The organism is Shewanella sp. HL-SH8 (genome assembly GCF_051165765.1).
In the GTDB taxonomy this organism is placed as follows: Bacteria; Pseudomonadota; Gammaproteobacteria; order Enterobacterales; family Shewanellaceae; genus Shewanella; species Shewanella glacialimarina.
Genome location: NZ_CP195039.1, coordinates 1,951,203 through 1,975,287 on the forward strand (window position 1 = coordinate 1,951,203; position 24,085 = coordinate 1,975,287).

Genomic DNA, 24,085 nt, shown 5'->3' on the forward strand with positions numbered 1-24,085 from the left:
ATATTTACAAAATGAGTATCAGGAAGTATTGATTTTATTTAACAGAGATTGAGTAGTTAGGACTCATTAGAATGGGTCAACCTGAGTAAGTGGATTAATCAGCATGATTAGTAGTGAGTGCCCAGAGCAGATAACCAATAAAAAAGGGGAGCAATTCATGCTCCCTTTGGGTGAGTTGTTACTCATTAATTTGGTTATTTACCAAACGCGCGCAACTAAACCCTTAAGGTAGTAGCCTTCAGGAAAAGCGCTGCTTATTGGGTGGTCGCTAGCTTGGTGCATACGTTCAACAAATTGCACTTCACGTTTGGCATCAAGTGCCGCATCAGCAACCACTTTTTGGAATAAGTCAGACTGCATCAAACCTGAACAAGAGAACGTCAGTAACATGCCACCAGGGTTTAACAGCTGCATCGCAATCATATTAATGTCTTTATAACCGCGACATGCACCATCGAGTTGCGATTTATTATCGGCAAACTTAGGTGGGTCAAGCACGATGACATCAAAGGTTTTACCTTCATCGCGGTACTGGCGCAGTAACTTAAACACATCAGCTTCATTATAAATGACATGGTCATCATTTAGCGCATTGATGGCCATATTGTCGCGGGCAGTTTGCAGTGCCAGCGATGATACATCAACGTTTTCAATACTCGCTGCACCCGCTTTAGCGGCGTATAAGCCGAAAGTGCCCGTATAGCAAAAACAGTTAAGCACTGATTTGCCTTTAACAAAGCGCGCAGCCATGGCGCGGTTGTCTCGCTGATCCAGATAAAATCCTGTTTTGTGGCCTTTAACGACATCGACAGCAATTTTAATCCCGTTTTCTTCAATGATAACCGGCATAGGTGGCAGTTCACCGTGCAGTAATCCAGTGACTGGCAATAGGCCTTCTTTTTTTCTTGAGTCGACATCAGAGCGTTCATAAATGGCACAATCTGGATATTGAATCGCTAACTGCTCGACGATAGTGTCGCGCCATTTTTCAGCACCTGTGCTGAGTAATTGGCAGACAAGCACATTGGCATAACGGTCAATGGTAATCCCGGGTAAACCGTCAGATTCTGCAGCAATTAAACGATAACCGGTTAAACCTTGCTCACGTATCAGTTCATCACGTCCAGCTTGGGCTCTTTTAATGCGTCTAGCAAAAAAATCGCTATCAATGGTTTCTTCTTTATCAAAGGTCCATATGCGCACTTGAATTTGTGATTCAGGTGACCAGGCACCGCGTGCTAGCCAACGACCATCATGGCCGACCACATCAACCGTATCTCCCGCCTGTGGCTTGCCGCCATTAACGTTGTGAATACCGTTAGAAAATATCCAAGGATGGCGTCGCTCTAATGAACGCTCGCGGCCGGGTTTAAGTTTAATTCTGATAGCCATGGTATTGCCTAATATAAATGTAAAAGAGTCAATGGTTCACATTGCGATCATTACGGCAGAATATCATTCAATAACACCGTCAGTTAAGGGCTTACTATAAAGCCAGTTAAGTCGCAAAGTCGTAGCGGAGATCATAGCGTATTTGAACGCTAAAAACCTGACAATTAATTGATTATAAATGAGGTGTGGCTTGGTCGGCAGGTTCTGGTTGAATTTACTACACCCGTAAACATGAGATATTGAGATATCGCTAAAAAATAACGTATTAAGAGAGCTAGAGGGAGATTATGTCGTGATTAATACCAACAGCAGTCTGTATACCGAGCTAGTAAAGGCTTTTTATCCGACTATCACTTGGTTGCGACCATTTTGTTTAGCTTGATAAAGTGATCTGTCAGCATTTTTAATCAGGCACAAATAGTCTTTACAATCAGAAGTCAGCCGCCAGCAATATCGCTCCAACAATAACCAGTCCACTGCCTAGTACGGTTAAAAAGTCGTCAAAACTGAATCCTTATTCGGGTCTTAATTCCATTTTTAAACGCTCAATTCTGGCGGTTTTTTCTATAATGGTCTTTAATCCAAAGAAAATATCCTAAACACAACAACAGAATATCAGATGGATAAATCATAAAAGTGATGAGTTTCAAACTTCATAAAAATTTTTTATGAGCGGGTATTTATTCAGTTCAAAGTGAATAAGCTCGTTGTAGTGTGATTGTTGGCGTGTGTTTGCAGTATTGTTGGCATAGGGAATAGGGAATAGGGTGTCATTGTTAAATTGTATTCGTCATGATTTATAAGTATCTGTCACATAGACGGTTCTCAATTGAAAAACACCCATAAAATCAGCCTATATTTGCTATTGCGCTGTTAAAGTCTAATTGTAATTCACTTACGACTTCTACCTTGTTACGGCCATTACTCTTGGCTTGATATAAGGCTTTATCTGCACGGTCTAATACTTGTTCCCAATGCTCGTCGGTCGCTTGCGAAATTGTCACTCCAATGCTTACGGTAAGTTTTATCTCTGTATGACCCTGCATTAAAGGAGATTTTTCAATATTTTCTCTCATTCGATCAGCAAATCGCTTCAGATGGTTATCTTCAGTATCATCAAATAATACTGCAAATTCTTCACCTCCTAATCTGAAGTGAAAGTCATATGCTCGGTTGCTTTTCTCAGCTGTTGAACAAATGTGTTTTATTGCTTTATCTCCAATGGCATGGCCATAGGTATCATTAATCACTTTAAAATGATCAATATCGATAATGATAAAACCGAACTTCTTTCCTTCACGTTGGCATTTAGCAAAAATAGTTGAAGCCGTTTCATTCAATGCTCTACGATTCAACCAGCCGGTTAAATAGTCTGTTCTGGAATTCTGATTGAGCTGATATTCTTTTTTCCAGTTACTGATAAAAACAAAGTTTAGCGTCATAAGAAATAAGAAAGACAGCAGTAAAAGTGTCCCAGAAGTCTGCAGGATTTCATTGCCAAATAAGTGCAGTTTGTCATTGCCTAGCAGCACATAACCTATTCTTAACATCATGAGTAAAACGAAGGTAACTTGAATTATAACTAACAGTTTTAAGTAATTAGCTGTGGAAGATTTTATATGCCTGATCGCGACATATATATTACTGAGACACAATAAAATGATAATAGGGTAAAAAATTAGAAATCTTGCGGTGACTGAGGACTGAGTGAAATCAAAATAATGAAGGGTAATTACCGCGATACCCAATCCTAACACCATAAAAGGCTGTGATTTTCCTGTGGTTAATTTTAGCGTACCAGAAAGCAGCGCCGCATGGCCCATAACGTAAAAAGCATTCACTAAAGAAGGGATTAAAAAGTAAGAAAAGTCTTGGCGTGAACCGACCAAAACAACCACGCTGTTGAAGAAAAATGCCAGCCCTGCAAATGACCAATCTATAAGGTATTTATCAGATTTACTGCTAAGGTAAAGCAAAAACGACGTAAGGAACATAAATATACTGATTAAAGCAGCACTTACCGTTAGGGTTAAATTATCCATTTAAATCTTACTTCCTGTATGCATATTCCCTTGAAGCGCGAATTATCCATTATAAAATCGAACAGCTTCTGAGCAGAGTATAAGTAAGTCACCGTTAAATGTCATTTTTTTGCTAGTTTGTTAACTCCTTTTTGTGAGCAAAGTATTAAAAACGATAAAATACTTTTGCGCGTTATTTGCCAAAAAATATCAAGATGATAATTGTGACTAAAGTATTGAGAATAAAATTATTTTTTGCTCAGCGTTAGAATTTAAATACATTGCCTTTCTGCTGATTTACTATATTTTGAACGTTCATCCCGTTTTGTCATTTATCAAAGATACCTGGCTGAGCGCCAATTATTAGGCCGCCAAATGACAAATCTACGCTTACGTTACCAAACCGTTGAGTTTGGTAAGACCGATATTCATCTGTGTACGCTTCGCGATAATCAAGAATTTAATGATCCTGCAGGCATTGCTGAAAAACTCGGTATTTCATCCGCCACATGGCCAATATTTGGCATTATTTGGCCTTCAAGTTTAGTGTTAGCGCATTACATCTCCGATTACGATACGGGAATTAAACGGATACTTGAAATCGGCTGTGGTATGGCTTTAACCAGTTTAATGCTTAATAAAAAACATGCTGATATCACCGCCACAGATTATCACCCCGAAGTCGGTAAGTTTTTACTTCGAAACACTGTGTTAAATCAAGATAAACCCATTGCATATCAACAAACTGATTGGGCAAGCCATGACGACAGTTTAGGTTTGTTCGACATGATTATTGGCAGTGATTTATTGTACGAGGATGAACACGTCGAGTTATTAGCTAACTTTATTAACGAGCACGCTAAGCCACATTGTGAAATGATTTTGGTTGACCCTGGTCGGGGAAATAAAAATAAGCTTACCAATAAAATGATTGAATTTGGCTTTACGTCGGTTCATTTAAAACCGCTACACACCGAATACCTTGTTAACCCCTTTAAAGGCCATATTCTTAAATTTGTGCGCTAATTTGGTATTTTAGCTCGGAAATAATGGTGGGTGTCAGAGTTAAATTAGAAATTTAGATGGAATCATCTCATCAGTAAATGAACTTAAGTATAGGCAAGTTAAATGAAAGAGGTTATGGTGTAGGTTGAAGTTAATTGTTGCATAATTGTTGACATCCGAGCTTATCGTGCTGCCAGCCTTGTCATGATATCAGCGAATCTAAACCCTTGATTTGTGACCCTCTTTATTTACTTGATTTAAACTTTCCGCGTTGAAACTGAATTTTTGTGAATAACAAGCAGCGTATAACCATTTTAATGAGATTATTGAATGTTTAACCGGCCTCAACTGATTTATGTTGCGCTACTTCTGTTGCTACTTAACGCTTGTAGTCGCGACAATAATACCCCTCCAACCTATACTATTAATGGCGGTGCTACTAAAGGTCCATTGATTAACGCGTTAGTTACTGTTTATAAATTTGATAGCTCTCAACCTGGCTTTAAAGGTGAGCTTATTGACTCTGGTACCACCGATAGTAGAGCCGTTATAGTTGATTTGGCATTGCCGTTGCCACTGACACCTCCTTATATTATGGAATTTACCAGCACTCCCGGCACGACTATAGACATGACTACGGGCGTATTTCCAGTAATGAGTCATCTCAGCACTGTTATTACCCAGGCTATGCTTGATGGCGGCAATCCCTTGTATGCCACCCCCTTAACAACGCTTGCAGTAGAAATAGCAAAAAATAACGCCAGTAGTAACATAAAGGCTGCAGATTTTCTTTTAAAAATAACCTCAGCAGCGACTCAGGTTATCACGACTGTTGGTTTTGGCATGCCATTAAATATCGACATATTTACCACCCCGCCATTATTGAATGACACAGTCAATACCTCATCTAAGCGTTATGAGATGCTAGCCTATCGAACAGCCATCGAAGCGTTAACCGCTGTTGTTTTTCAGATGCAGCAAGCGACAAATACGGGTTTTGACTCTGACGCCATACTCGAGGAGTTAGCCAAAGATTTAAGCGATGGCTTGGTAGATGGCAATGTTAACGACACCTTTTCTCAGGTTTATGACAGTACCATCCTGAATCTTTTTACCCAGAATCCGGCCACACTGATGATCCCCAATGCGGCTAACGGCGAGACTGTAGCACAAGTGATTGATATTCTGATAGCTGAGACATTAACAACAGGTTCTACGGCTTCTATTTCAGAATTGAGCAGCGGTGATATTACTTTTGTGATAACACCCGCCAACACCACCGCCGTGAATAATGCGGTGTGGGATCGCTTCAACTGGAATGAAAACAACGTTTGGCAATAAACTGCCAGAACGCCAGAACAGAATTACACTGTTCTAGAGCGAATAACATTGAACGAGATTGAACCACAATAGTAAGTAAACAGGGTATTAATTATGGGCAATAAAATAAGCCGTATAACGTTTTTATTAAGTGTATTGTCAGTATTAAACACCAGCTTGGCGATGGCTGATACACCACTTAAAGTTACTCATACTTTTGTTGCTGGTGAGCCAGCTAAAGCTGCAGACATGAATCAAAATTTTAACGATGTAAAAACTGCGGTGGACGACCTGTCAGAGCAGGTCGACTCCTGGGTTGGTATACCAGGACCGGCAGGCCCTCAAGGTTTTCAGGGATTACCAGGTTCACAGGGATTACCAGGTCTCCAGGGGCTTCCAGGTTTACAAGGTATTCCAGGATTAACTGGAGCAACAGGCCCACTCGGCCCACAGGGTATAACTGGCGCTAATGGCGAGCAAGGTATTGCTGGAACAACTGGTGCAATAGGCCCACAAGGTCCAGCTGGCGTGAATGGCGAACAGGGTATTCCTGGAGCGGTTGGTGCAGAGGGTCCACAAGGACTAGTCGGGATTCAAGGTGAGCAGGGAATTCCTGGTGCGATAGGATTAACGGGTCCATTAGGTCCACAGGGACCTACCGGTATTAAAGGCGAGCAAGGTATTGCCGGAACAACTGGTGTAATAGGCCCACAAGGTCCAGCTGGCGTGAATGGCGAACAGGGTATTCCTGGAGCGGTTGGTGCAGAGGGTCCACAAGGACTAGTCGGGATTCAAGGTGAGCAGGGAATTCCTGGCGCGATAGGATTAACAGGTCCATCAGGTCCACAGGGCCCGACCGGTATTAAAGGTGAGCAAGGTATTTCTGGAACAACTGGGGCAATAGGCCCACAAGGTCCTCAAGGTTCGGTCGGTGTGAAAGGAGCAGATGGTTTAGCAGGCACTAATGGTGAATCCGTCGCAATTACCCCTTTAGCCATCTCCAGTACCAATTGCCCTCAGGGAGGGGTTGAACTGACCTCTGCGTCAGGCACCCACTATGTGTGTAATGGCACTTCGGCAATAAGGTCGCCAGTGGCGGCGAAAAGGCATTTTCGAGCTAGCATCGAAGGTATCGGTGATTTCTTTTTTGATCCAATCAGTGAGTTAGTTACAGAAACAGTTACTATTGATCACAAGGTTGTCGATGGCAACGGCAATGAAATTGTATTGAAGCTTCCTGGCCAGGTAAGATTGCATGATCTGGTTCTTAGGCGTGATGCAGGCCGTGACCTATCTATCCAAGCCTGGCGTAATCAGATTGCCAACGGCAATGAAACACCTCTAGCCGTCACCATTGATCTGTTAGACGAAAGTTTTTCGCTCATTGCAACTTGGGAATTAACAAATACCTGGCCTTCAAGCATTAACTTGTATCCCTCACAAAATGGCACGCCAATCGAAGAAATTACCATAGTAACAGAATCAGTCAGCAGAATTGCTACTCGCAGCGAGAGGGCTGTATCAACAGAAGGCGCAACCATGCAACTGTGGAGAAACAATGAACTAATGGCTAGCTTTATCGGCGCACCTGCTTTATCCAATGAAACCGAAATAGTGGAAACTAGACTTTTTGATGTTAATGGAGTTGAGACTGTTAGCAAAACCCCGGGAAGACTGAAATTTAACAACCTTGTGCTGCGTCGAGAGCTGGTCAATAACATTGATTTGGATGCCTGGAATGCACAGGTAGTAAACGGGGACGTGGATGCTGCCAGAAGCAATGTAAGCCTGCGCATGATTGAGCCGATAACCGGTCGGGTTACTACTGAATGGAACCTAATGCATGCCTGGCCTAGTAAACTCGCAGTGTTTACCGATGACAATGGCAGGGTTATGGAAGAAATAACTCTTGTTTATGAGGGCCAGCAATAGGTTTTAACCTGATAGCATCAACCGTTAAAAAGTGGCATACACTCAACCCAAATAAAAATTGGCGACGTTCTTGGAAAAACAACATCAAAACAACGTAGCCATATATGGCTATGTTGTTTTTTGAGCGAGTGTATTGAGCATCAATGTGGCCAACCATGATTGACCACATTGATTAAATTATTGAAGGGTTTTGTTAACGCGCTGGAGTGGCAAAAAATTAGGCATTGTGCTCCTGCTCCTCCACTTTATTATTTGGTTTTTACAGCGTCAATAAACGGTAATGTGCCCATTGGCAACATGGTTGTTGGTAGCTTGCCATCCCAACGTTCCGCTTTGGTCAGTTCAACCAAGTTTTGGTTTTGAGCTAATGCTTCAGCGCGGCTCTTAATCGCTGTCGCTTCTGCGATACCTTTAATTCGAATACTTTCCGCTTCTGCTTTTGCGCGAGCCAATTGTGAGTCAGCCTCTGCTTGCGCCTGTGTTACTGCAATTTGAGCACTTACACGCTCTTTTTCTAAATTTTGTAGCTGAGTTTGTACTTCGACTTCAGCGCGCATTCTGTCTTCAACAGATTTTTCGTAAGCATTAGAGAAGTCGATATTTTCAATTTGAACTGAAGTTATTTCTACCGGCCCTTTAATCGACTTTTTAATAGCTTCAGTGACATCAATACCGAATTTAATACGCTCTTGCACCACTGAAATTGCAGTGTATTTACCAAAAATGTTTTCAACTTGTGTCGGCACTTGGCGATCTAACAAACGAGCGACTAAAGAATCGATGCCTTTAAAGTTGGCGTAAACAGCTTCAACCTGATCTGGCGGAATACTAAAAGTCACTGAAGCGCGCAGAGTTGCTGGCTGCTGATCACGACTATAAGCCTGCAAAGCTTGATAACTTGTGGTGTGAGTTTGAGTTGATATTTTTACCACACTGTCAATCATCGGCATCTTAAAACCTAAGCCAGGCTCTGCGGTACCAATAATTTTACCGTTCCGTAATATCACACCACGCTCACCTTGGTCGACCGTATACCAACTACCAAATAAGGCTGTTAACACAGTAATTAGCACAACAAGGGGGATCACTTTAGCGGCGGTAAGTACTGAGGAAAGCTTTACTTCATTATTTAACATTTTGCATCCTTTGCGTTTATTTTAAGTATGAGTCGATATAAAAGAGTTTAAACTTAACAGCTTGAATCAAAGAGATTATCTATCCCAGTGGCAGTAAGCAACAAAAATATCGATGATAGAAAGTTGTCACTATTGTTCGGGTGCGGTTTGATAACTCAACAGGTGAAAACTTTGAGCATCGACGAGAGTGGGTCTATGCCCGTATTCTTGAATTGGCTACCATCTTTGCCATCGATACTTGTGCTTATGTATTCTTTTTAATCTTATCCCCAATAACCATCCTTTTTATATTTGATTGATATCACGCTTTTCTGCTGTGTTGAATTTAGTTTCTGAGCCATTTTGCGGAATTGAGAGACAGTGTTAGTCACTAAAACGAAAGACGTTATGTTATGACTTCAACATCATGGGTGGCATTTCTACGCTTTCTCTGGGTAGGCTAGAGCCCTTTTAACCTAAAGCTTCACCTATACCGCGAAAACCCTTCACAAGACCGCTATTTAAAATATAAAAAACCGCCAGACTAAATAATTGAATCAAAATAGAAACTCAGATATCGTTTGTTAATTAATAAAATAAATGTAAAACGAGTAATTCCACAGGCTTGTTAGGCATACAGGGTCAGCATGCATAGATCTATTACATTATCAGAGTATGTAAAAAAGCGTAATGGCGTAGCACTTGGTGCACCTGGGTCAATGACTAATATGCTCAAACGTTCGTTAGGTGCAAGTTCATTCTATTTATTTTGGCAGTATTGGAATCCAATATGGGGTTACTATCTTTCTCGCAAAATAATGAAACCATTGAGCGATTTACTTCCTATGTGGTTAGCAATTATTTTGACTTTCGCTGTTAGTGGTGCATTACACGATTTGGCGGTATCTTTGGTAAAGTGGGAGTTTACGTTCTATTTTACACCCTGGTTTATCTTAATGAGTTTTATGGTTTTAGTGACAAAGACATTTGGTGTTTCATACAGTGAGCATCATTGGCTTGTTCGAGTATTAATAAACATATCAATCATAGCGGTATGCTTAGTTTTAACTCGTCAGTATGTCTAATTAGGCGTTGAGGCACTCTCTGGAGAAAGTTGAGTGCGATACAGAATTTTTAAAACTGGTCACGTTTGTTTATTAAGGCTATGCCATCATCAAAAATTGTATAGGCTGAACTTGAATTATTATCTATCAAACAGGCAATTGAGAGTAATACAAAACACCTTTAGATTGTAGCTAATCAATACCGAAACTCTCTACAAAATTATATTAAGTTAAGTGCTCAAGCATGTGAAATTAATAAACTTGATTATGGTAAAAACTGGCTTAATCGTCTTACCAATAACTTGGGTGATTATTTTAGTACATCTCAGCTAGAGCAAAATGTAAAATTTGAACAGTTGAGTATTAGCTAAATACCTAAGGATAGGCCGCGCGAAGCCGCGTCCAACTAAGCAAATAAACTAGGACTTAAAGCAGTTTTTTCTTTTTAGTATCTCAAAATTTTAACAAACAATTTTAAGCCTGTTATTTTGGCATTATAGGGATACGCCCCTGTCAGCACCCTTACTCCAGCATCTTGCTGTTACGTTGAGTCATTAAAAGCCTATGATTAATGACCCATATTTGAATTCAACGACAAATAAAAAAGCAGCTAGTGAGGTGGACTCATTAACTGCTTTTTTACTTTGTTACTTGTTTAAAACCCGCTAACTCGGTAAAAAATCAATTGCCCAAATGGTGGTCATAACCGCAACATCTTCCGCAGGGAAGGATATTGAGCGCAATACCAAGGTTAATTGGCGTTCTAACTTAGCGTTATTCAACTCGCTTGATTTAATCTCTACTCGACTAATACTGCCGTTAGGCTGAATAACAATCTCAAACATCACTTTGCCTTTTAAAAATGGATCCTTTCTTAAAGCACGATTATATAGCGCATAAAGTCGGGCTTTATTCGCTTCTAAGGTGCGGCGAAGTGCGGCTTCTGAACGTTGCCCTCCTGTGGACGCTTGGCTGGCTTTTTCTGCAATAGCGCCTTGAGATGCTAAAACCTCTTCTTCAGCTAAACGAATTTGCTGAGTGCTATTAGCACTTAATGCACCGGACGCAACAGGTTTACTGATGGTTGAGGTGGATAAGTTATCACTTTGCTTATTGGCGGCGCCTGCTAGCATTTCACGTTTAACTTTTACCTCTTGTGCGGTGGTTTTCTCAAGCGTACTCTGCGCGGTTGGTTTGATATCAAACGCTTCTCGCATTGAGAATAACTCATCTTTCATGGCCGCTAACCCTGAGATTTTGGCTTTTTCTTTGGCCACTTCACGGCTGGTTTTCGGTGTGATTACTGTTGGTTGTACTACTGGTTTTAAAATAGGCTCATCAGGCACCGTTTGAATGGGTTGGTCTTTAATTTCCTCTTTAGGCGGTTCAGGTTCCGGAGGTAATTCTTTTGGTTGTTCCGGTGGTGGAAGCTGTTTTTCTTTGAGCATTATTTTCGCCAATTGTGGCGGCACTTGCTCTTTTATTTCACGGGGGATTTCTACCTGATCAAGCAAAGGCACAATGATCCCGAAAATCAGGTAGACCACCAACAGTAGCGATAAAATCAGTTTAAATAGTTTATCCTGGCGACTGGGTTTAAATAAGTCACCTAAATTATTGAAATCATCATTCATGTGGCTATTCAGATTGCCTTTATCTGCGAGGCTTGCATTCGATGAGCTTGCTGTCATATTAGCCCTCACCATTTGCTTTTTTGGCTTGCTGCTCTACTGCCAAAGACATATTACGATAACCTGTATCTGCACAGGCCGACATAATTTGCTTCAGCACCACATAAGGGGTTGAAGCATCTCCAATAATAGTGACTGCACGACCTTTTTCTTGCTCTGTTTCGGTTAGCTCTAGCCGTTTGCTGGCTTGGTAATTAAGCTCTTTGGTCAGTGCTTCGATAAACAACGGATTTTCTTGTTCAGTTAAGCCAATGCCATCAGCAGCTTTCTGCCAAATTGCCCGTTCCTGCACTAGCACGGTATCTTCAAGCACTGTAATGACCAGATTTTCTACTGGTAATTCTTCTGCGATAGACACCGGCAGCTTAATTTTATCTACGCTTTGCAGCACACGTACTTCAGATTGATTCACAATTAAGAAAAAAACCAAAATGGTGAAAATATCCATTAGCGCGACAAGGTTTAGCTTACCGCCGGAATTAAAGCGTTTGTGATGCTTGGCAATACGTTTCGCTCTGGGTGATTGTTTCATCATAGCTGCTCTCCTTGAGGCTGCGCAGTCACAGGCTCGGCAGAGTCGGTTTCTTCAGGTGCATCACCTAATGAGATCATCGGGAACAATTCCGCATCAACTAAATTTGCCACAACAACGGCTTTATATGAACGCACAGTATCCATTGCCGATACGATGGTTTGATAATCCACCGCAGGGTCTAGCAATAGTACAATGTCATTCTTATCAATTTCTTGTTGCTGAAAGGTCAGTTTTAAGTCCTGCAAATAAATCGATAACGCAGCAAAGTCATATCCTTGTTCGTCAATGTCGAAGCGTTTAAGCAGCATGCCGGCAGGGTAGTTAAGTTCGAAGCGTTTTGGTGTTATTACCAGTTCTAATATTTTGGGTTCTTGGTCATCTTGTGCTTGCTCTGCTTCAGATAATATAGGTAGCTGCAAATTCAAAATACGCACTTGAGAAAACACCAAACTCAGCAGTAGCACAGGCACTAATACAATCATTAAATTCATAAATGATGTGATGTCTAGTTCTGCATCTTGGGCATTGTGGCGACGACGGCGTCTCATATCATTAGCCTCGGTTGTTATCCGTTTGCTTATTAAATGACAGTGAGTTCAATAATTTGATCCCCGCCATTTCGATAGAATCAACGATAGTCGCTGTTTTAGTTTGCAGACTAGAGTGGAATAGAATTAATGGAATAGCCGTTATCAACCCAAATGCGGTAGTGTTCATCGCAACCGAAATACTTTGTGAGAGTAAGTTAGCTTTTTCTGCTGGGTCTGCGCTGGCTACGGCCGAGAATGCAGCAATTAAACCCATAATGGTACCCAGTAGACCTAGCAGGGTAGCAATGTTCGCTAAGGTGGCGATAAATGGAGTGCGTTTTTCAAGGCGCAACATGTATTCCATCACAGTTTCTTCCATGGCATATTCAACATCTTCACGGCGACTGGCACTTGAAATACGGGCGATGCCTGACTGCAATACGTCAAATACTGGCGCTTTATGGTTTTGAGCATGTTGACTAATTGAGGCGATATCACCGGTTTTTAATGCATTTTTAATCAAAGAAAACGCTTTTTGATTAGTGCGATGAGCCGAGCTTAAATATAACCAGCGTTCGATAGTGATCGCTAACCCTACCACTAATACTAATGCAATCGGGTAAATAAACGGGCCGCCATTTTGTAAAAAAGCGATTATATGGTCCATGAAATTCATGTGATATTCCTTGTTATTGTAAAGTGAACTCGTGCATTTGTGGCGGCATTTGTTCGGTTTTTTATTTATTATGACCAAATAAGTAGGACTTACTTTGGCTGGTTTATGCTTGATACTCGGTTGTTTGTGGTTTGTTATTCAAATTTATTTTTTAATTTGCTGATTTATTACTCCGTCACTAAAACGCATTTTGGCTATCCGAAGTGCTATTGTTCAACGGTTCCTATTGGCGCAGAAAAATCTCTTATTTGCTGCTGAAAAACTTTAGGATGTATCGGTTTAAACTGGGGTAGTGCAAATTTCATGTCGTTATTATCTACACTAATTGGATTGGTTATTCCTTGCCACGGCATGATGTAAAGCACCTTGGGTTGTTCTTGCGAGCCAGTGACCCTACTTTCAATTAATACTGACTTGTTGGCTCTGGCAGCGGTTGTTTTTTGTGTTGGCTCAGTGCGCTTTGATTCCGCGGCTTTGGCAATCTCTGGTTTTGTTGCCCTGGTTTGAGCATTGGTACCGATTTCGTCAATCGCCATCGCGCTAGCAGAGAAAGTCATTATCCATAGTAAAAGCAGCAATAAAAGTACATGTTTCATTATTCTGCTTCCTTTGACTGTGGAACATATTGTTCTGTATCTTTTGGTGTTTCTGCAGGTATTGTCAGTCCTGCGCGCTGCATTTTAATCTCAACACCGGCTAACCAACGTTTGGCTTGTTGGTTATCAGGTTGATTGGCCAAATAAGCTAAATAGTATTGTCTAGCCTCTGCATACTGGCCACGATATAACTCAAGTAAAATGGCTAAATTGACTTGTGCTTCAGGGTATCGAGGCCAAATAGCCAGTGCGTTACGGTAATGCTGTTCAGCTTGTTCATACTGGCCCTGGTTACGCAGTAAGCCAGCCTTAATTTGATGGGCGTAAGGGTTATCTGTGTTAACCCGTATGGCTTTATCCAATAATGAATTTGCTGCAGCAATATTGTCTTGCTGCAATGCACTGAGCGCTTTATTGACATAAGCGCCTGATAATTGTGGCTGTGCAGCAATGACGTTATCAAATAGATTATCAGCGGCTTGCCACTGTTGGCGGCGCATCAATTCAATCGCCTGCTGATATTGGCTGATGACACTTTTAGGCACATTGGCTAACTTTATGTCGGCTTGCTCAAGGTAGCGATTTTGTGTGCTATTGGAAATGCTATTACTGTTGCTATCATTTCCCCTCGATGACTGCATGTCTACCATGGCAACAATGTCTTTACCTAAACTGCCTAATGAGCCCTTGTCAGTGTTACTGCTAACAGAATCTGGCGCTGATGCGCAGCTTTGCAGCCCAATAATCATGACGACTATAACCACTAATTTCTTAGGTATATTTGATGTGGATGCCCTAGTTTGATTAATGAACTGCATCGATCACCTCGTGGGTTAATTCTTGTTTTTGATAAAGCGCCGGGGCGATTTCTGCAAGTTTATTGAAGCTTTTACCGACCCATTGGTCATAAATATTTTGCCAAGCCCGCTCAGTATTACTGACATGTATCTCAATGGCTTTTTCTTCAAATGGATAGGCTAACTCTTCCAGTAAAATATCGTATTCTTCTAATGCCAGCTCATCTAAATCTGCTGGGCGTTGTGACTGCATCATATCTTGGGCCAATTGACGGTACATTTCAGCCAAGTTAAAAGTGGTATGGGGAACATACTTAGCCAATTGGAAATCTAATACCTGTTGATAATAACCAATGGCTTTTTTCATCGCGTCTTGCTTACGCTTTAAGCTTTTCTGCAATGGCACATTAAGCTTAATAGTCATAAAAGTTTGTTGCTCCGCCTCACCTAAACCCAAAGCAGATAAAGAAGCTAGTTCAAATTGACGCATTTGAATGTCTTGTGGCGATGACTGTGCTTGTTTTTGATGAAAACTTAATATTTGTTTAAACCAATAAAACTGTTTAGTTTGCTCGCCGTTAGCCCGATAAAACTCACTCATTTTGAAGCGAGCTTCCTGCGCCACATCAAAGGGCTCTGGGTAAGTTTTGGCGTAACGTCTAAAGGTAGTCAGTGCTTTGGCCGTATTATCTGCTTTAAGGTAATACTCGGCTGCTGTGTACTGCGCTTCACGCTTTAACGATAGAGAGTCTTCATTATCAACAATAATGAGTAGTTGTTCAGCGGCTAATTCCCATTGGCCTAACGCCTCAAAGGACTGAGCCAATTTAGCCGGTATGGCAGCGCTAAATTGATGATTAGGATAACGGAGTTTAAAGGGTTTTAACACCACCACGGCTTCTTGCCAGCGTTGTTGCTCAAGCAATAAATTAGCAGCATCAAATTCCGCATTCACCGCATAAGTTGATTCAGGCACAACCAGGCCAACTCGCAGCAGTTGCGCAACAGCTAAATCTGGTTGGGTTAGCTTTAGTGCTTGAGCTTGAAAATAAATACAAGAGGCTAAGAGGTTGCGCATTTCCAGCCAGGTGGTAGCTTTCCTGTCAGCGTATTCTAATGCCAGTAAGTAACCTTGTTCCGCAGGGGCATAAAGCCCTTGTTGATATAAGCTATTAGCGTAGAGCTGGCTAACAAATTGCACTTGCTTTAATGCACTTGGCGATAGCTGGTTCGCATTGTTAACGTTTAGATAAACAGCTTGTTGTTGACTGTTTTGGTTAATCACCCCGTGAGTCAGTAATACAAAATTGGTGAATTGTGTTAAAGCCACATAATCCTGAGCCTCAAATGAATACTGAGCGGCATTAGTAGCAATTTGCAGGGCGCGTTCATCCTGCGGGTAGTGGCGAATAAAGTCTTTATCTAATTGATTACGTTTTTGCATTAATGCCTGATACTCAGTGTTGTCTGCCTGGGTATCATGTGGATAGGCCTTGAGTATTTCACGAATGGTAATGGTGGTTGCATATGCCGATTGTAATTGAATTTTGGCTAGTTCGGCAGTCTGTGGTGGTTTCGCAGTATTCTTTAGCGTATCAGCAGGATATGCAATTTGTTGATAACTATTTAATGCTTGCTGATATTGCTTTGCTTCAAAATTGGCATCGGCAAAAAGGTATTGGTCAGTAACGATATCTTTGGTCAATAGTGCCGACGCTTGCGGCAATGATGCATGATTTAAATACACTTTTAACGCGATAGCGGCTTGTGAAAATGCCCCCACGCGCGCATTGCCTTGCAAAGATTGCGCGTAGGCATAAGTGCGGCGACTGTGCTCATCACTAAATGATAATAAGTTAGGCAGCAGTTCAGTTTGCTGCGCGGGTGAAGCCGCAGCCCAAAAACCACTGTTTAAGCCATATTGATTAACAAACTGTTCTTTGAGTTCATGCATTGAAGCAAACTTGCCCTGGCTTTGATATAAGTCCAGTAAAGACAAAGAGAAGCGGGTTGACCAAATGTTGTCTTTGGCTAAATCAATGTAGGCTTTATAGGTTAGCTCTGCATCATAGGTCAGTTCTTTTTTCAGCAAAAACTGCGCTAAATTATCAAATAACACATGTTGATAGAGGGCCAGGTTAGGTAAAGAACCATTGCTTTTAACCAGTTGAACCAGTGACTCAGACTGCCCTTGCTGACTTAATGAAATGCTGAGTACCCTTTGGGTATCGATAGCTAAATTTTGTGCCCGCTGGCCAAGCTTATCAAAAGAGAAGTTGTCTGGAACGAGTTTATGTTGGTTTTCATCTGCTGCCACAATGGCTTCAAACACTTTTAAAAAAGCCTTGTCTGCTTCAGGCAGTCTATTGAGTTTGAATTGTGACCACCCGGACATATACAGGCTATTTATTTTGTATTTTTGGTTATTGTCAGCTTGTAACACCTGGTAATAAGCTTGAATCGCCGCTGGGTAATTTTGCAGATTATAGTAAATCTCACCGCGTCTAAAGTTTAGCTCAGCAAGGTATTGAGTTTGTGGGTAACTGCGCAGCAATGACTCCATTTCAACTAAGCTAGGTTTCAGTTGGCCTTGCAAGTCGAGTGCTTTGGCTAGCTGGTATTGTAGATGTTCATTTTCAGGTCGATTTGGGTAGCGCTGCAATAAATCCTGGTAATCTGTGATCAGTTTCTGCAGGGCAATATCGTCTTGTTTTAACTGTGCCAATACCGCAGCATCTTCAGCTTGCACATTTTGATTTGGTTCAATTAAACCGTCATCATCACCGCCATAAGACTGTGTTTCAAATGACTCGGTATTAATTTGTACTAGGCGATATTCAACGTGAGTTCTAATTTCAGGATCCGGTTCAATTGATAATAGCTGTTGATATATTTGTGCCAGTTTTCTGCTGCGCTCCGCTTTGCTCATCGTTATTGGCTCAACTGACGATGCGGTGCGTTTTTTAGCGAGATCAGTCAGGGTCGGGCGGTTAATATTGCTCGGTTGTTCATCTGATGTATTGCTACAACCAGCAAGCATAACACCAGCGATAAACAACATCGCGACGCTGACATTAGTGCTGTAGGTTGTTTTAGAACTGACGTGATGAATCGACATTATTGAGCTCTCTGCATCGGCAAGGTGTCAGCTTGTGCCATTTGTTCTAATATTGCCGCCATTTCATGACGAGTGGTGAGTAATAACCTTTTTAACTGTTGCTGTTGTTGATCCACAAATACAGTCACTTTTTGACGAATGTCATCACTGGTTTTAAGACGCAGCTGCTTAATAGCTAGGGTTAACTTGTTAATTTCTGCTTCATTCATTTGTTGACGACTATCAAAATCAGAGTAAACCCGTTGCGAAGCAGACAATGCATTAAATCGCTGTGATTGTGCCTCAAGCGCATTGAGTTGCTGATCGAGTTGTTGCAGGCTTTTTTGGTGTTGCCATAGTCTGTCGGCAAAGTTCCGCTGTAATTGCCAGTGTAATACCCCAGATACTTTAGTGAGTCGCTGCTGATAATCGCTCATATCGCGTTGGCCAGACAACTTATTAATGCTGAGTTGGCTTTGCTCAATACGCTGTAACCATTGTTGCTCGAGTTGGGTAGCAAATGCTCGGCCATTTTGCTGATTTTTTGCAGCGGTTATAATGTTAGCTACACTTTGCTTTTGCTGCTTCAACTGTGTAATTAATGCGGCATAAGGCGTTTGCTGTTGTCTTTCAATCACGCTGCGTTGACGTTGCTTATTTAACGCTAATGTCTGTTTTAACCAATCACTTTTGCTGCGCTGACTTCTTAAATTGGCATTTAATAAATCGAGGGTTAATACGGTTTGATAATCTGTCGCTAAAAGCGCGTCTAGTAGGGCTTTCTTTAACCACATTGATTGAGTAGTAAACGAGGGCGGGGTTAATAATTCAAGTGAATTGTCATCTGAGTTGACCTGTGGGCTACCAATTAAATTGGTTTTTTTATGGCTTAAACTAAAATTGGCGACATCACTTGCAGCTAAGAATGTCTGTTTAAAGGTGGCTAAGTCGGCGATTTGATCTAAATACAATTGCTCGGCTTGTTGATAACGTGCCATACCTTGTTCAAGCGTTTGTTGCTGGGTGACTTGTGCGGCACTTAATAGCGCAGCTTGCCAACCCAGATGAGAGTATGGATATTGTTGCTGAACTAAATCGAGTAAATTAAATGCGGTGTCATATTCGCCGACATTTTGTGCTGCAAAAGCAAATAAATACAGTGCTGACTCTGAGTAAGGGCTGTTCTGAGGAAAGTCAGCTAATTCTTTAAATGCGGCATCATATTGCTGCTGCATAACATACATTTGTGCCAGTAATAATTTAGCGTAATCGTTAACCGCCTGCTGTTGGCGCCGTTTATCATTTATAACATTGCCCTGGCTATCAAGGCTGTCATATTGATCACTTGAAAATGGATTGAACAGCAGTTGCCAAAAAGTTTGCTGCGCGGACAACCAGGTCTGATTTTTTAATTGACTTAAAATGGGCTCAGCTAATTGGAACTCATTTTGCTGCATATATTGCAGCGCATTATTGAGGGCGATATAAGCACCCGATAAGCTTTGCGAGACTGATTCATCTTTGACTGGGGCGGCCAGTTTTGCCAACATTAACGGTGTATTAGGCCAATATGCCAGCTGATTTAATACTTGGTATTGGTTGACATATTCAGCTTGTACAAGCTGTATTTTGGCAAGAGTTTGCTGTGCTGCTTGATTATCGCCTTGCTCCACTTGTTGTTCACTAAGCTGTAACAAGGCAATCAGTAATAGCTCCGAAGGAGAGGTTGATGATTTAGTTTTTTGTTGTGCGTTTTCATCACTTGATTTGCGCTGATGGCTATTATTCTGGTTCTGTTCAAAAGACAATAGGGTTGCAGCAGCTTGACTGTGAAGGCCTATATTGATTTGCAAACCGGCTTCGAATAAATCACTTCTTAATGATATGAGCTGATGGCGTTGCTCATTTAAACTAATTTGTCTTAGCGCAGCAGCGTAATCACCGGCAAAGTAAAAATACAGTGCTTGGCGGTATAGTTTATCTTCTAATTTGTCTTTAGTTGACTGGACAGACAATGGCGAGGCTAGATAACTTTGTGCCATGCAAACCTGCGTTAACAACAGAAAGCTCATGACACATGCACACTTTATCGCAGACAAGCTAAAAAAATGGACCGACAAATTAAGATTTTTTTTTGAAAACATTAGTTTAAAAGTCATTGTTGGTTGTAAAGTCCATATAGCGAAACCTCTTTTACAAAAACCATGTTATAAAATTCCTACTAAAAACTTCAACTACAACACCCATTGCTCTACTTTGACATCCGCGCGATAGTTAGACTGGTTATCTTCTAGTGTTAGTTCAATCATTATGGTTTCGTCGGTCTTTTCAAAGTTATGGTTAACAGCACGTTGCACCGTTCGGCCTTCAGTATCGATACCAGTGAAAATAGCCGTTAACTGATGTTTGCCCATTTTAAGGTTGCCTAAATATACCCGTTGAATACCACCTTGTTCTAAGGCTTTGCGTTGGCGCTCGGTATATAAGGTGCCGGAGACGTTATCATCATTAATTTTCAGTTCCACACTGTCGAGGGTCATAAAACGGCCAACATCGACAGACACAAATACCGCTATTTGAGTGCTGGCAGGAAACAGTAAATCTTCTTCTAAAATAAATAAATCACGGTTGAGCTTAAGCACTTGGCTTTTTATATTTTCAAGTTCTGTGGCTATGGTCGACTCTTCAGCATTGGCTTGTGTGGCCAGTGTTGCCATTCCTATAACCAGTAAACATACGCTAAAAAAGCGAGTTAACGCGACACGATAAAAGTGAGATTGAGTCATATCAAAAAGCCTTGGCTATTACGTTTGATTAATAGGGACGCTTAACATGCAATATGCTTACTGAGCGAAATTGTTAATTACAATAGTGTATGTCTGGTCGACTTTGCGAATACCGCAAGCGCTAAAAATAGACACTGACAAAAGCGCGTATAACATTGGCTGAAAAACCGTAAAACGGCTCATTTCCTACGCCGCCATCTGCGGTTGGATCTCTAAAGTTTTGATAATTAAAATCAATATAATCCCATTGTAATGTCGCTTCCGAACGAGTTTCACCAAAGGATAATGAGGCGGGTAAAAAGTAGGTTACCCCTAATCCATAAGTGATATCGCTAAAGTCGCTCAGTTCTTTGTCGCGTGCCATATAGTTTTGCGCATCACGATAGGGAAATAAGTCGCTATAAAATTCAGCTTGGGTTTGTTGGTAGTAGCGCACTTTAAATTCCAGCTCGAGATCATCACCAATGGGATGGCGATAACCTAACTCAACATCACTGGCTTGAATTTCCCAACTGTCAGTAAAGTGGCGATAATGAGCAAATAACGCTGCGCGATAGGGTAAAAAGTAACTGGCCGTTAACTTTGCGGCAAAGGAGTTGCGAGTTTCGGGGTAAACCTCGGCTTGATAGCCCACACCTGATGGAATGCTGCTGTCCACATATCGCACTGTTCGGTATGGGTTGTTAAGGTAACCGCTGTCGGCAATGGCTTCGACATTTAAACTGGTGGTTAGATTGCGGGTAATAATTTGGCTAATGCCTGCGCGAATACGATATTGCTGGCTTTGCTCTTCAAATAATTCATCGCCGTTGCGTCGAATTTCGTTATCGCCAAATGATAAGCCCATATTAAGATTAGTTAAGTCACCAAAGGTATCTTGCGACACATTGACACTAAAGGATTGAGCTAAATAATCATCTTCATCACTTTGACGTATGTTAAACGACATCATGGTTTTATCGCGAAGATACTCAATGCCTAATTGGCCTTCATTACGCTCTTCTGTATAAGGGCTGGCGGTACTGATCACATCCACAGAGGCTGATGAAATACTGTCAAGGTAGTAATAGGCGGTAACCGCAACAGATTCAGAGGCTTTTTTTCGCAGTAAAATAGAGGGACCGTCAATTTTCATCCCACCCCCTTCATAACTGTGGTAGAGCACATCGACTCTATCAGGGTCAATAATGGCGGCATGTGATACAAAGCCAACTAGGCTCAGTAATAGAACTAAGCTTTTGCGTAATAACGGATTTAATCGATTAGTTACAACCACAACCTCCTCCTCCCGTGCCTTCTGCGCCGCGGGCCGATTCGCGGCCCTCTAACACGTGCGCCATGTGCATACTTGCACTAGGATGGCGGTTTAAACGCATAATGGGATCCGCTAGGTTTTGCCTTTCATAGGGTTTAACCCAGGGCTCAATGTTTAAGCTTGAACAGCCACTTAAACTGAGTAACCCAAGAACAGCTGCGGCTGATATCACTGTGTTTAGACGCTTACTCGCAGAGAGTCGGTCAGTTATGCGTTTAATGTTCATCGATTTATTCTCTGATCAGCTTTTTAATCGCATCGGCATATTTTTTTTCATAACCGTCTTTATAGCCGCGAAAGATATGACGCACTTTACCGTCGCGATCAATCATCACTGTGGTCGGCATCGCTTCTACTTGGTAGCTTTTTGACAAGGCATTGGTTTCATCAAAAAAGATTGAAAAGCTTAAATCCAAATCGGCTAAGAAGTCTTTGCCTGCTTGGTTTTCTTGCTCAACGTTAATGCCCCAGACTTGTACACCTAAATCTTGATACTTGTCTTGTAGTTTTTGCAGCACCGGCATTTCTTTTCGGCACGGTCCACACCAGGATGCCCAAAAGTTAATTAAAATGATTTCACCGCGTTGCTCGGCCAAATTGAGGTTGTTGCCTTGCATATTCTTCAAGGTGAAATCAGGTGCTGCGTCGCCTACTGTTAAGGCTTGGGCGTTAATGGACATTAATAGTGCCAACGCGGTCAGCAGGCTTTTACATCCCAGTTTGTTCAACAACATTCGATAATCCTTTTTTATTTTTATTAGCTGTTCTTTATAAATTGAACTGACGATTTACGGGTTAAAAATAAAATGCAACACCGGTAGCGAAGGTTAAATTATGGGTTGTTTTAGACGCTCCGGTCACTTCGGTATTAAACAGGTAATCACTCATGCTTAAGTCCCATGCTAACCAGTCTGTTAGAAACACCCGATAATTTGCGGTTAAATTAACCGTGAACTGTTCATCACCGGCAAATTCAGTGCTACCGCCACCTAATTCGAATGAGAAAGCACTGTTAAATACCATGTCCTTGCTAAAAAATATCTCCCCAGGAAGGAGGGTATAGCCAATATTTAAACCATAATAGGTTAACTCGCGCTCTGCATCGGTTAATAATGGTGCAGCGTTAGCTAGCTTTTCAAAACTGGTTTCACCGGCTTTGGCTTGTGCATAGTTGGCTTTGACATAAAAATGCTCACTGATGTGATAACCCACATGTGCATTTATCCAAGGGCTAGATTCAAAGTCTTCAATCGACATGATCCCACCTTGAATACCGACTTCAAAATTTTCAGTATCAAGTAAATCTTCTACTACGTCGCGACGTTCCACGCCGGCTTTAACCGCAACGGTCGAGCTCACCTCTGCTTCTGCAGCAAAAGTCGGTGTGCTTGCCGTTATTAGGCCTAAGGTCAGCGCGCTGACGGTTAATAACGGCATTAAAAAAACACGCTGAATCCTATTTTCCATGTTTGGATCTCTTCATTTTCATCTCGGTCTGTTAACGCTAACGAGAGTTTATATTCAGCCCGAACTAAAAAGTTACGTGCTATGTGATACTTAATGCCGACAGCGCCACTCATCAGTGTGCTTTCGCGTGCTTCTGAATCGGCAATAACGCTGTGGGGTTTAGTGCTAATCAGGCCTGCGCCTACACCAATGTAAGGAATAACAATAAGGTCGGGTAACGGCTGACTCATCAGCATTATTTCAAAAACGTCACTGTCTGAAATGCTCCCCAATGCTTTACCTGCCGATAACTCAACACTGAATACGGGAGTAAAGGCATAGCCGCCATAGATATTATAAAAGTTAGCACCTTCTAAATCACCGTACATAACGCCCGCTTCAAAATCACGGTTTATCACATCTTGCTGGCTGATTTGGTTTTGGGTAATAGCTTGGCCATCTTTAGATAGGCCGAGCAAGGCATCTTCATGGAACCAGCCTTCAATACCGCGTTTATTTTTGACTTTTATCCAGGTGGTGCGTTTTATTAGTAAAGTGACCAGTTCATTTTTTTCGATCACCGACACCACAGGATAGCCTGCGCTGGGACCTGAATGTAGCTCAATAAAAGGCACCTCAATACGCAGCGTGGGTTCAGCAGCTGTTTCAGCTAATACCGTAGGGCTTAGGCAAATTAGTGCCAATAAACAAAGTGTGTTTTTAAAGTGCCTAACATTAGTAATAAACTTAAACATGAGCTTAAACAT

General features: G+C 41.6%; 21 protein-coding genes and 1 pseudogene. 5 read left to right on the forward strand and 17 right to left on the reverse strand.

Annotation, left to right across the window (positions count from 1 at the left end; all coding sequences use genetic code 11):
* Positions 1-198 precede the first annotated feature (198 nt).
* Positions 199-1,392: a class I SAM-dependent rRNA methyltransferase gene (locus ACRWQN_RS08690; RefSeq protein ID WP_434928835.1), complete on the reverse strand. Its 1,194-nt coding sequence runs from the start codon at positions 1,390-1,392 to the stop codon at positions 199-201.
* An 848-nt stretch (positions 1,393-2,240) separates the two neighbouring features.
* Complete coding sequence (locus ACRWQN_RS08695) at positions 2,241-3,434, reverse strand: GGDEF domain-containing protein (RefSeq protein ID WP_434940473.1); 1,194 nt, start codon at positions 3,432-3,434, stop codon at positions 2,241-2,243.
* Between the two features lie 354 nt (positions 3,435-3,788).
* Here ACRWQN_RS08695 and ACRWQN_RS08700 point away from each other — a divergent pair, with 354 nt between their 5' ends.
* The 3 genes from ACRWQN_RS08700 to ACRWQN_RS08710 all read left to right on the forward strand — a co-directional run bounded on the left by ACRWQN_RS08700 (position 3,789) and on the right by ACRWQN_RS08710 (position 7,670).
* Entirely contained in the window at positions 3,789-4,439 is a 651-nt protein-coding gene (locus ACRWQN_RS08700; protein WP_434928836.1) for a class I SAM-dependent methyltransferase, read from the forward strand.
* A gap of 309 nt (positions 4,440-4,748) precedes the next feature.
* Positions 4,749-5,759 (forward strand): hypothetical protein, encoded by a 1,011-nt coding sequence (locus ACRWQN_RS08705; protein ID WP_434940474.1) that lies wholly within the window; start codon positions 4,749-4,751, stop codon positions 5,757-5,759.
* A gap of 93 nt (positions 5,760-5,852) precedes the next feature.
* On the forward strand, positions 5,853-7,670 hold the full coding sequence (locus ACRWQN_RS08710; protein WP_434940475.1) for a phage tail protein: 1,818 nt from the start codon (positions 5,853-5,855) through the stop codon (positions 7,668-7,670).
* Between the two features lie 248 nt (positions 7,671-7,918).
* Here the strand turns inward: ACRWQN_RS08710 and ACRWQN_RS08715 are convergent, their stop codons facing one another.
* Complete coding sequence (locus tag ACRWQN_RS08715) at positions 7,919-8,806, reverse strand: SPFH domain-containing protein (protein WP_434928838.1); 888 nt, start codon at positions 8,804-8,806, stop codon at positions 7,919-7,921.
* 149 nt (positions 8,807-8,955) lie between these two features.
* On the opposite strand from ACRWQN_RS08715, the pseudogene ACRWQN_RS08720 reads away from it, so the two are divergent.
* Positions 8,956-9,054, forward strand: a pseudogene (locus ACRWQN_RS08720) (transposase); the annotation flags it as partial.
* A gap of 378 nt (positions 9,055-9,432) precedes the next feature.
* Positions 9,433-9,870 (forward strand): acyltransferase, encoded by a 438-nt coding sequence (locus ACRWQN_RS08725; RefSeq protein ID WP_434940476.1) that lies wholly within the window; start codon positions 9,433-9,435, stop codon positions 9,868-9,870.
* A 644-nt stretch (positions 9,871-10,514) separates the two neighbouring features.
* Here the strand turns inward: ACRWQN_RS08725 and ACRWQN_RS08730 are convergent.
* The 14 genes from ACRWQN_RS08730 to ACRWQN_RS08795 form a co-directional block, all read right to left on the reverse strand.
* Positions 10,515-11,540 (reverse strand): AgmX/PglI C-terminal domain-containing protein, encoded by a 1,026-nt coding sequence (locus ACRWQN_RS08730; protein WP_434940477.1) that lies wholly within the window; start codon positions 11,538-11,540, stop codon positions 10,515-10,517.
* A gap of 1 nt (position 11,541) precedes the next feature.
* Complete coding sequence (locus ACRWQN_RS08735) at positions 11,542-12,075, reverse strand: ExbD/TolR family protein (RefSeq protein WP_434928841.1); 534 nt, start codon at positions 12,073-12,075, stop codon at positions 11,542-11,544.
* Positions 12,072-12,623, reverse strand: a complete 552-nt coding sequence (locus tag ACRWQN_RS08740) for a biopolymer transporter ExbD (protein ID WP_434940478.1) — start codon at positions 12,621-12,623, stop codon at positions 12,072-12,074. The genes ACRWQN_RS08735 and ACRWQN_RS08740 overlap by 4 nt, the downstream gene beginning before the upstream one ends.
* Positions 12,624-12,627: 4 nt before the next feature.
* Positions 12,628-13,281, reverse strand: a complete 654-nt coding sequence (locus tag ACRWQN_RS08745; RefSeq protein ID WP_434928843.1) for a MotA/TolQ/ExbB proton channel family protein — start codon at positions 13,279-13,281, stop codon at positions 12,628-12,630.
* 206 nt (positions 13,282-13,487) lie between these two features.
* A complete protein-coding gene (locus tag ACRWQN_RS08750; protein ID WP_434940479.1) occupies positions 13,488-13,877 on the reverse strand; it encodes a hypothetical protein in 390 nt (129 codons plus the stop codon).
* Positions 13,877-14,695, reverse strand: coding sequence for a tetratricopeptide repeat protein (locus tag ACRWQN_RS08755; protein WP_434940480.1), 819 nt, complete (start codon positions 14,693-14,695; stop codon positions 13,877-13,879). Before ACRWQN_RS08755 ends, ACRWQN_RS08750 begins: the two co-directional genes overlap by 1 nt.
* Positions 14,682-17,792 carry a tetratricopeptide repeat protein gene (locus tag ACRWQN_RS08760; RefSeq protein ID WP_434940481.1) on the reverse strand — a complete coding sequence of 1,037 codons (3,111 nt, stop codon included), beginning with the start codon at positions 17,790-17,792 and terminating at the stop codon, positions 14,682-14,684. Before ACRWQN_RS08760 ends, ACRWQN_RS08755 begins: the two co-directional genes overlap by 14 nt.
* Positions 17,792-19,813: a tetratricopeptide repeat protein gene (locus tag ACRWQN_RS08765; RefSeq protein ID WP_434940482.1), complete on the reverse strand. Its 2,022-nt coding sequence runs from the start codon at positions 19,811-19,813 to the stop codon at positions 17,792-17,794. The genes ACRWQN_RS08760 and ACRWQN_RS08765 overlap by 1 nt, the downstream gene beginning before the upstream one ends.
* A 192-nt stretch (positions 19,814-20,005) precedes the next feature.
* The gene (locus ACRWQN_RS08770) at positions 20,006-20,557 is read right to left on the reverse strand and encodes an AraC family transcriptional regulator (protein ID WP_434940483.1); all 552 of its coding nucleotides are present in this window, start codon (positions 20,555-20,557) and stop codon (positions 20,006-20,008) included.
* Between the two features lie 121 nt (positions 20,558-20,678).
* On the reverse strand, positions 20,679-21,833 hold the full coding sequence (locus ACRWQN_RS08775; RefSeq protein ID WP_434940484.1) for a DUF3570 domain-containing protein: 1,155 nt from the start codon (positions 21,831-21,833) through the stop codon (positions 20,679-20,681).
* Positions 21,820-22,098: a DUF4266 domain-containing protein gene (locus tag ACRWQN_RS08780; RefSeq protein ID WP_434928851.1), complete on the reverse strand. Its 279-nt coding sequence runs from the start codon at positions 22,096-22,098 to the stop codon at positions 21,820-21,822. Before ACRWQN_RS08780 ends, ACRWQN_RS08775 begins: the two co-directional genes overlap by 14 nt.
* 4 nt (positions 22,099-22,102) lie before the next feature.
* Positions 22,103-22,606, reverse strand: coding sequence for a TlpA family protein disulfide reductase (locus tag ACRWQN_RS08785; protein WP_434928852.1), 504 nt, complete (start codon positions 22,604-22,606; stop codon positions 22,103-22,105).
* 61 nt (positions 22,607-22,667) lie between these two features.
* On the reverse strand, positions 22,668-23,339 hold the full coding sequence (locus tag ACRWQN_RS08790; protein ID WP_434940485.1) for an outer membrane beta-barrel domain-containing protein: 672 nt from the start codon (positions 23,337-23,339) through the stop codon (positions 22,668-22,670).
* A complete protein-coding gene (locus ACRWQN_RS08795; RefSeq protein WP_434940486.1) occupies positions 23,309-24,085 on the reverse strand; it encodes an outer membrane beta-barrel protein in 777 nt (258 codons plus the stop codon). Before ACRWQN_RS08795 ends, ACRWQN_RS08790 begins: the two co-directional genes overlap by 31 nt.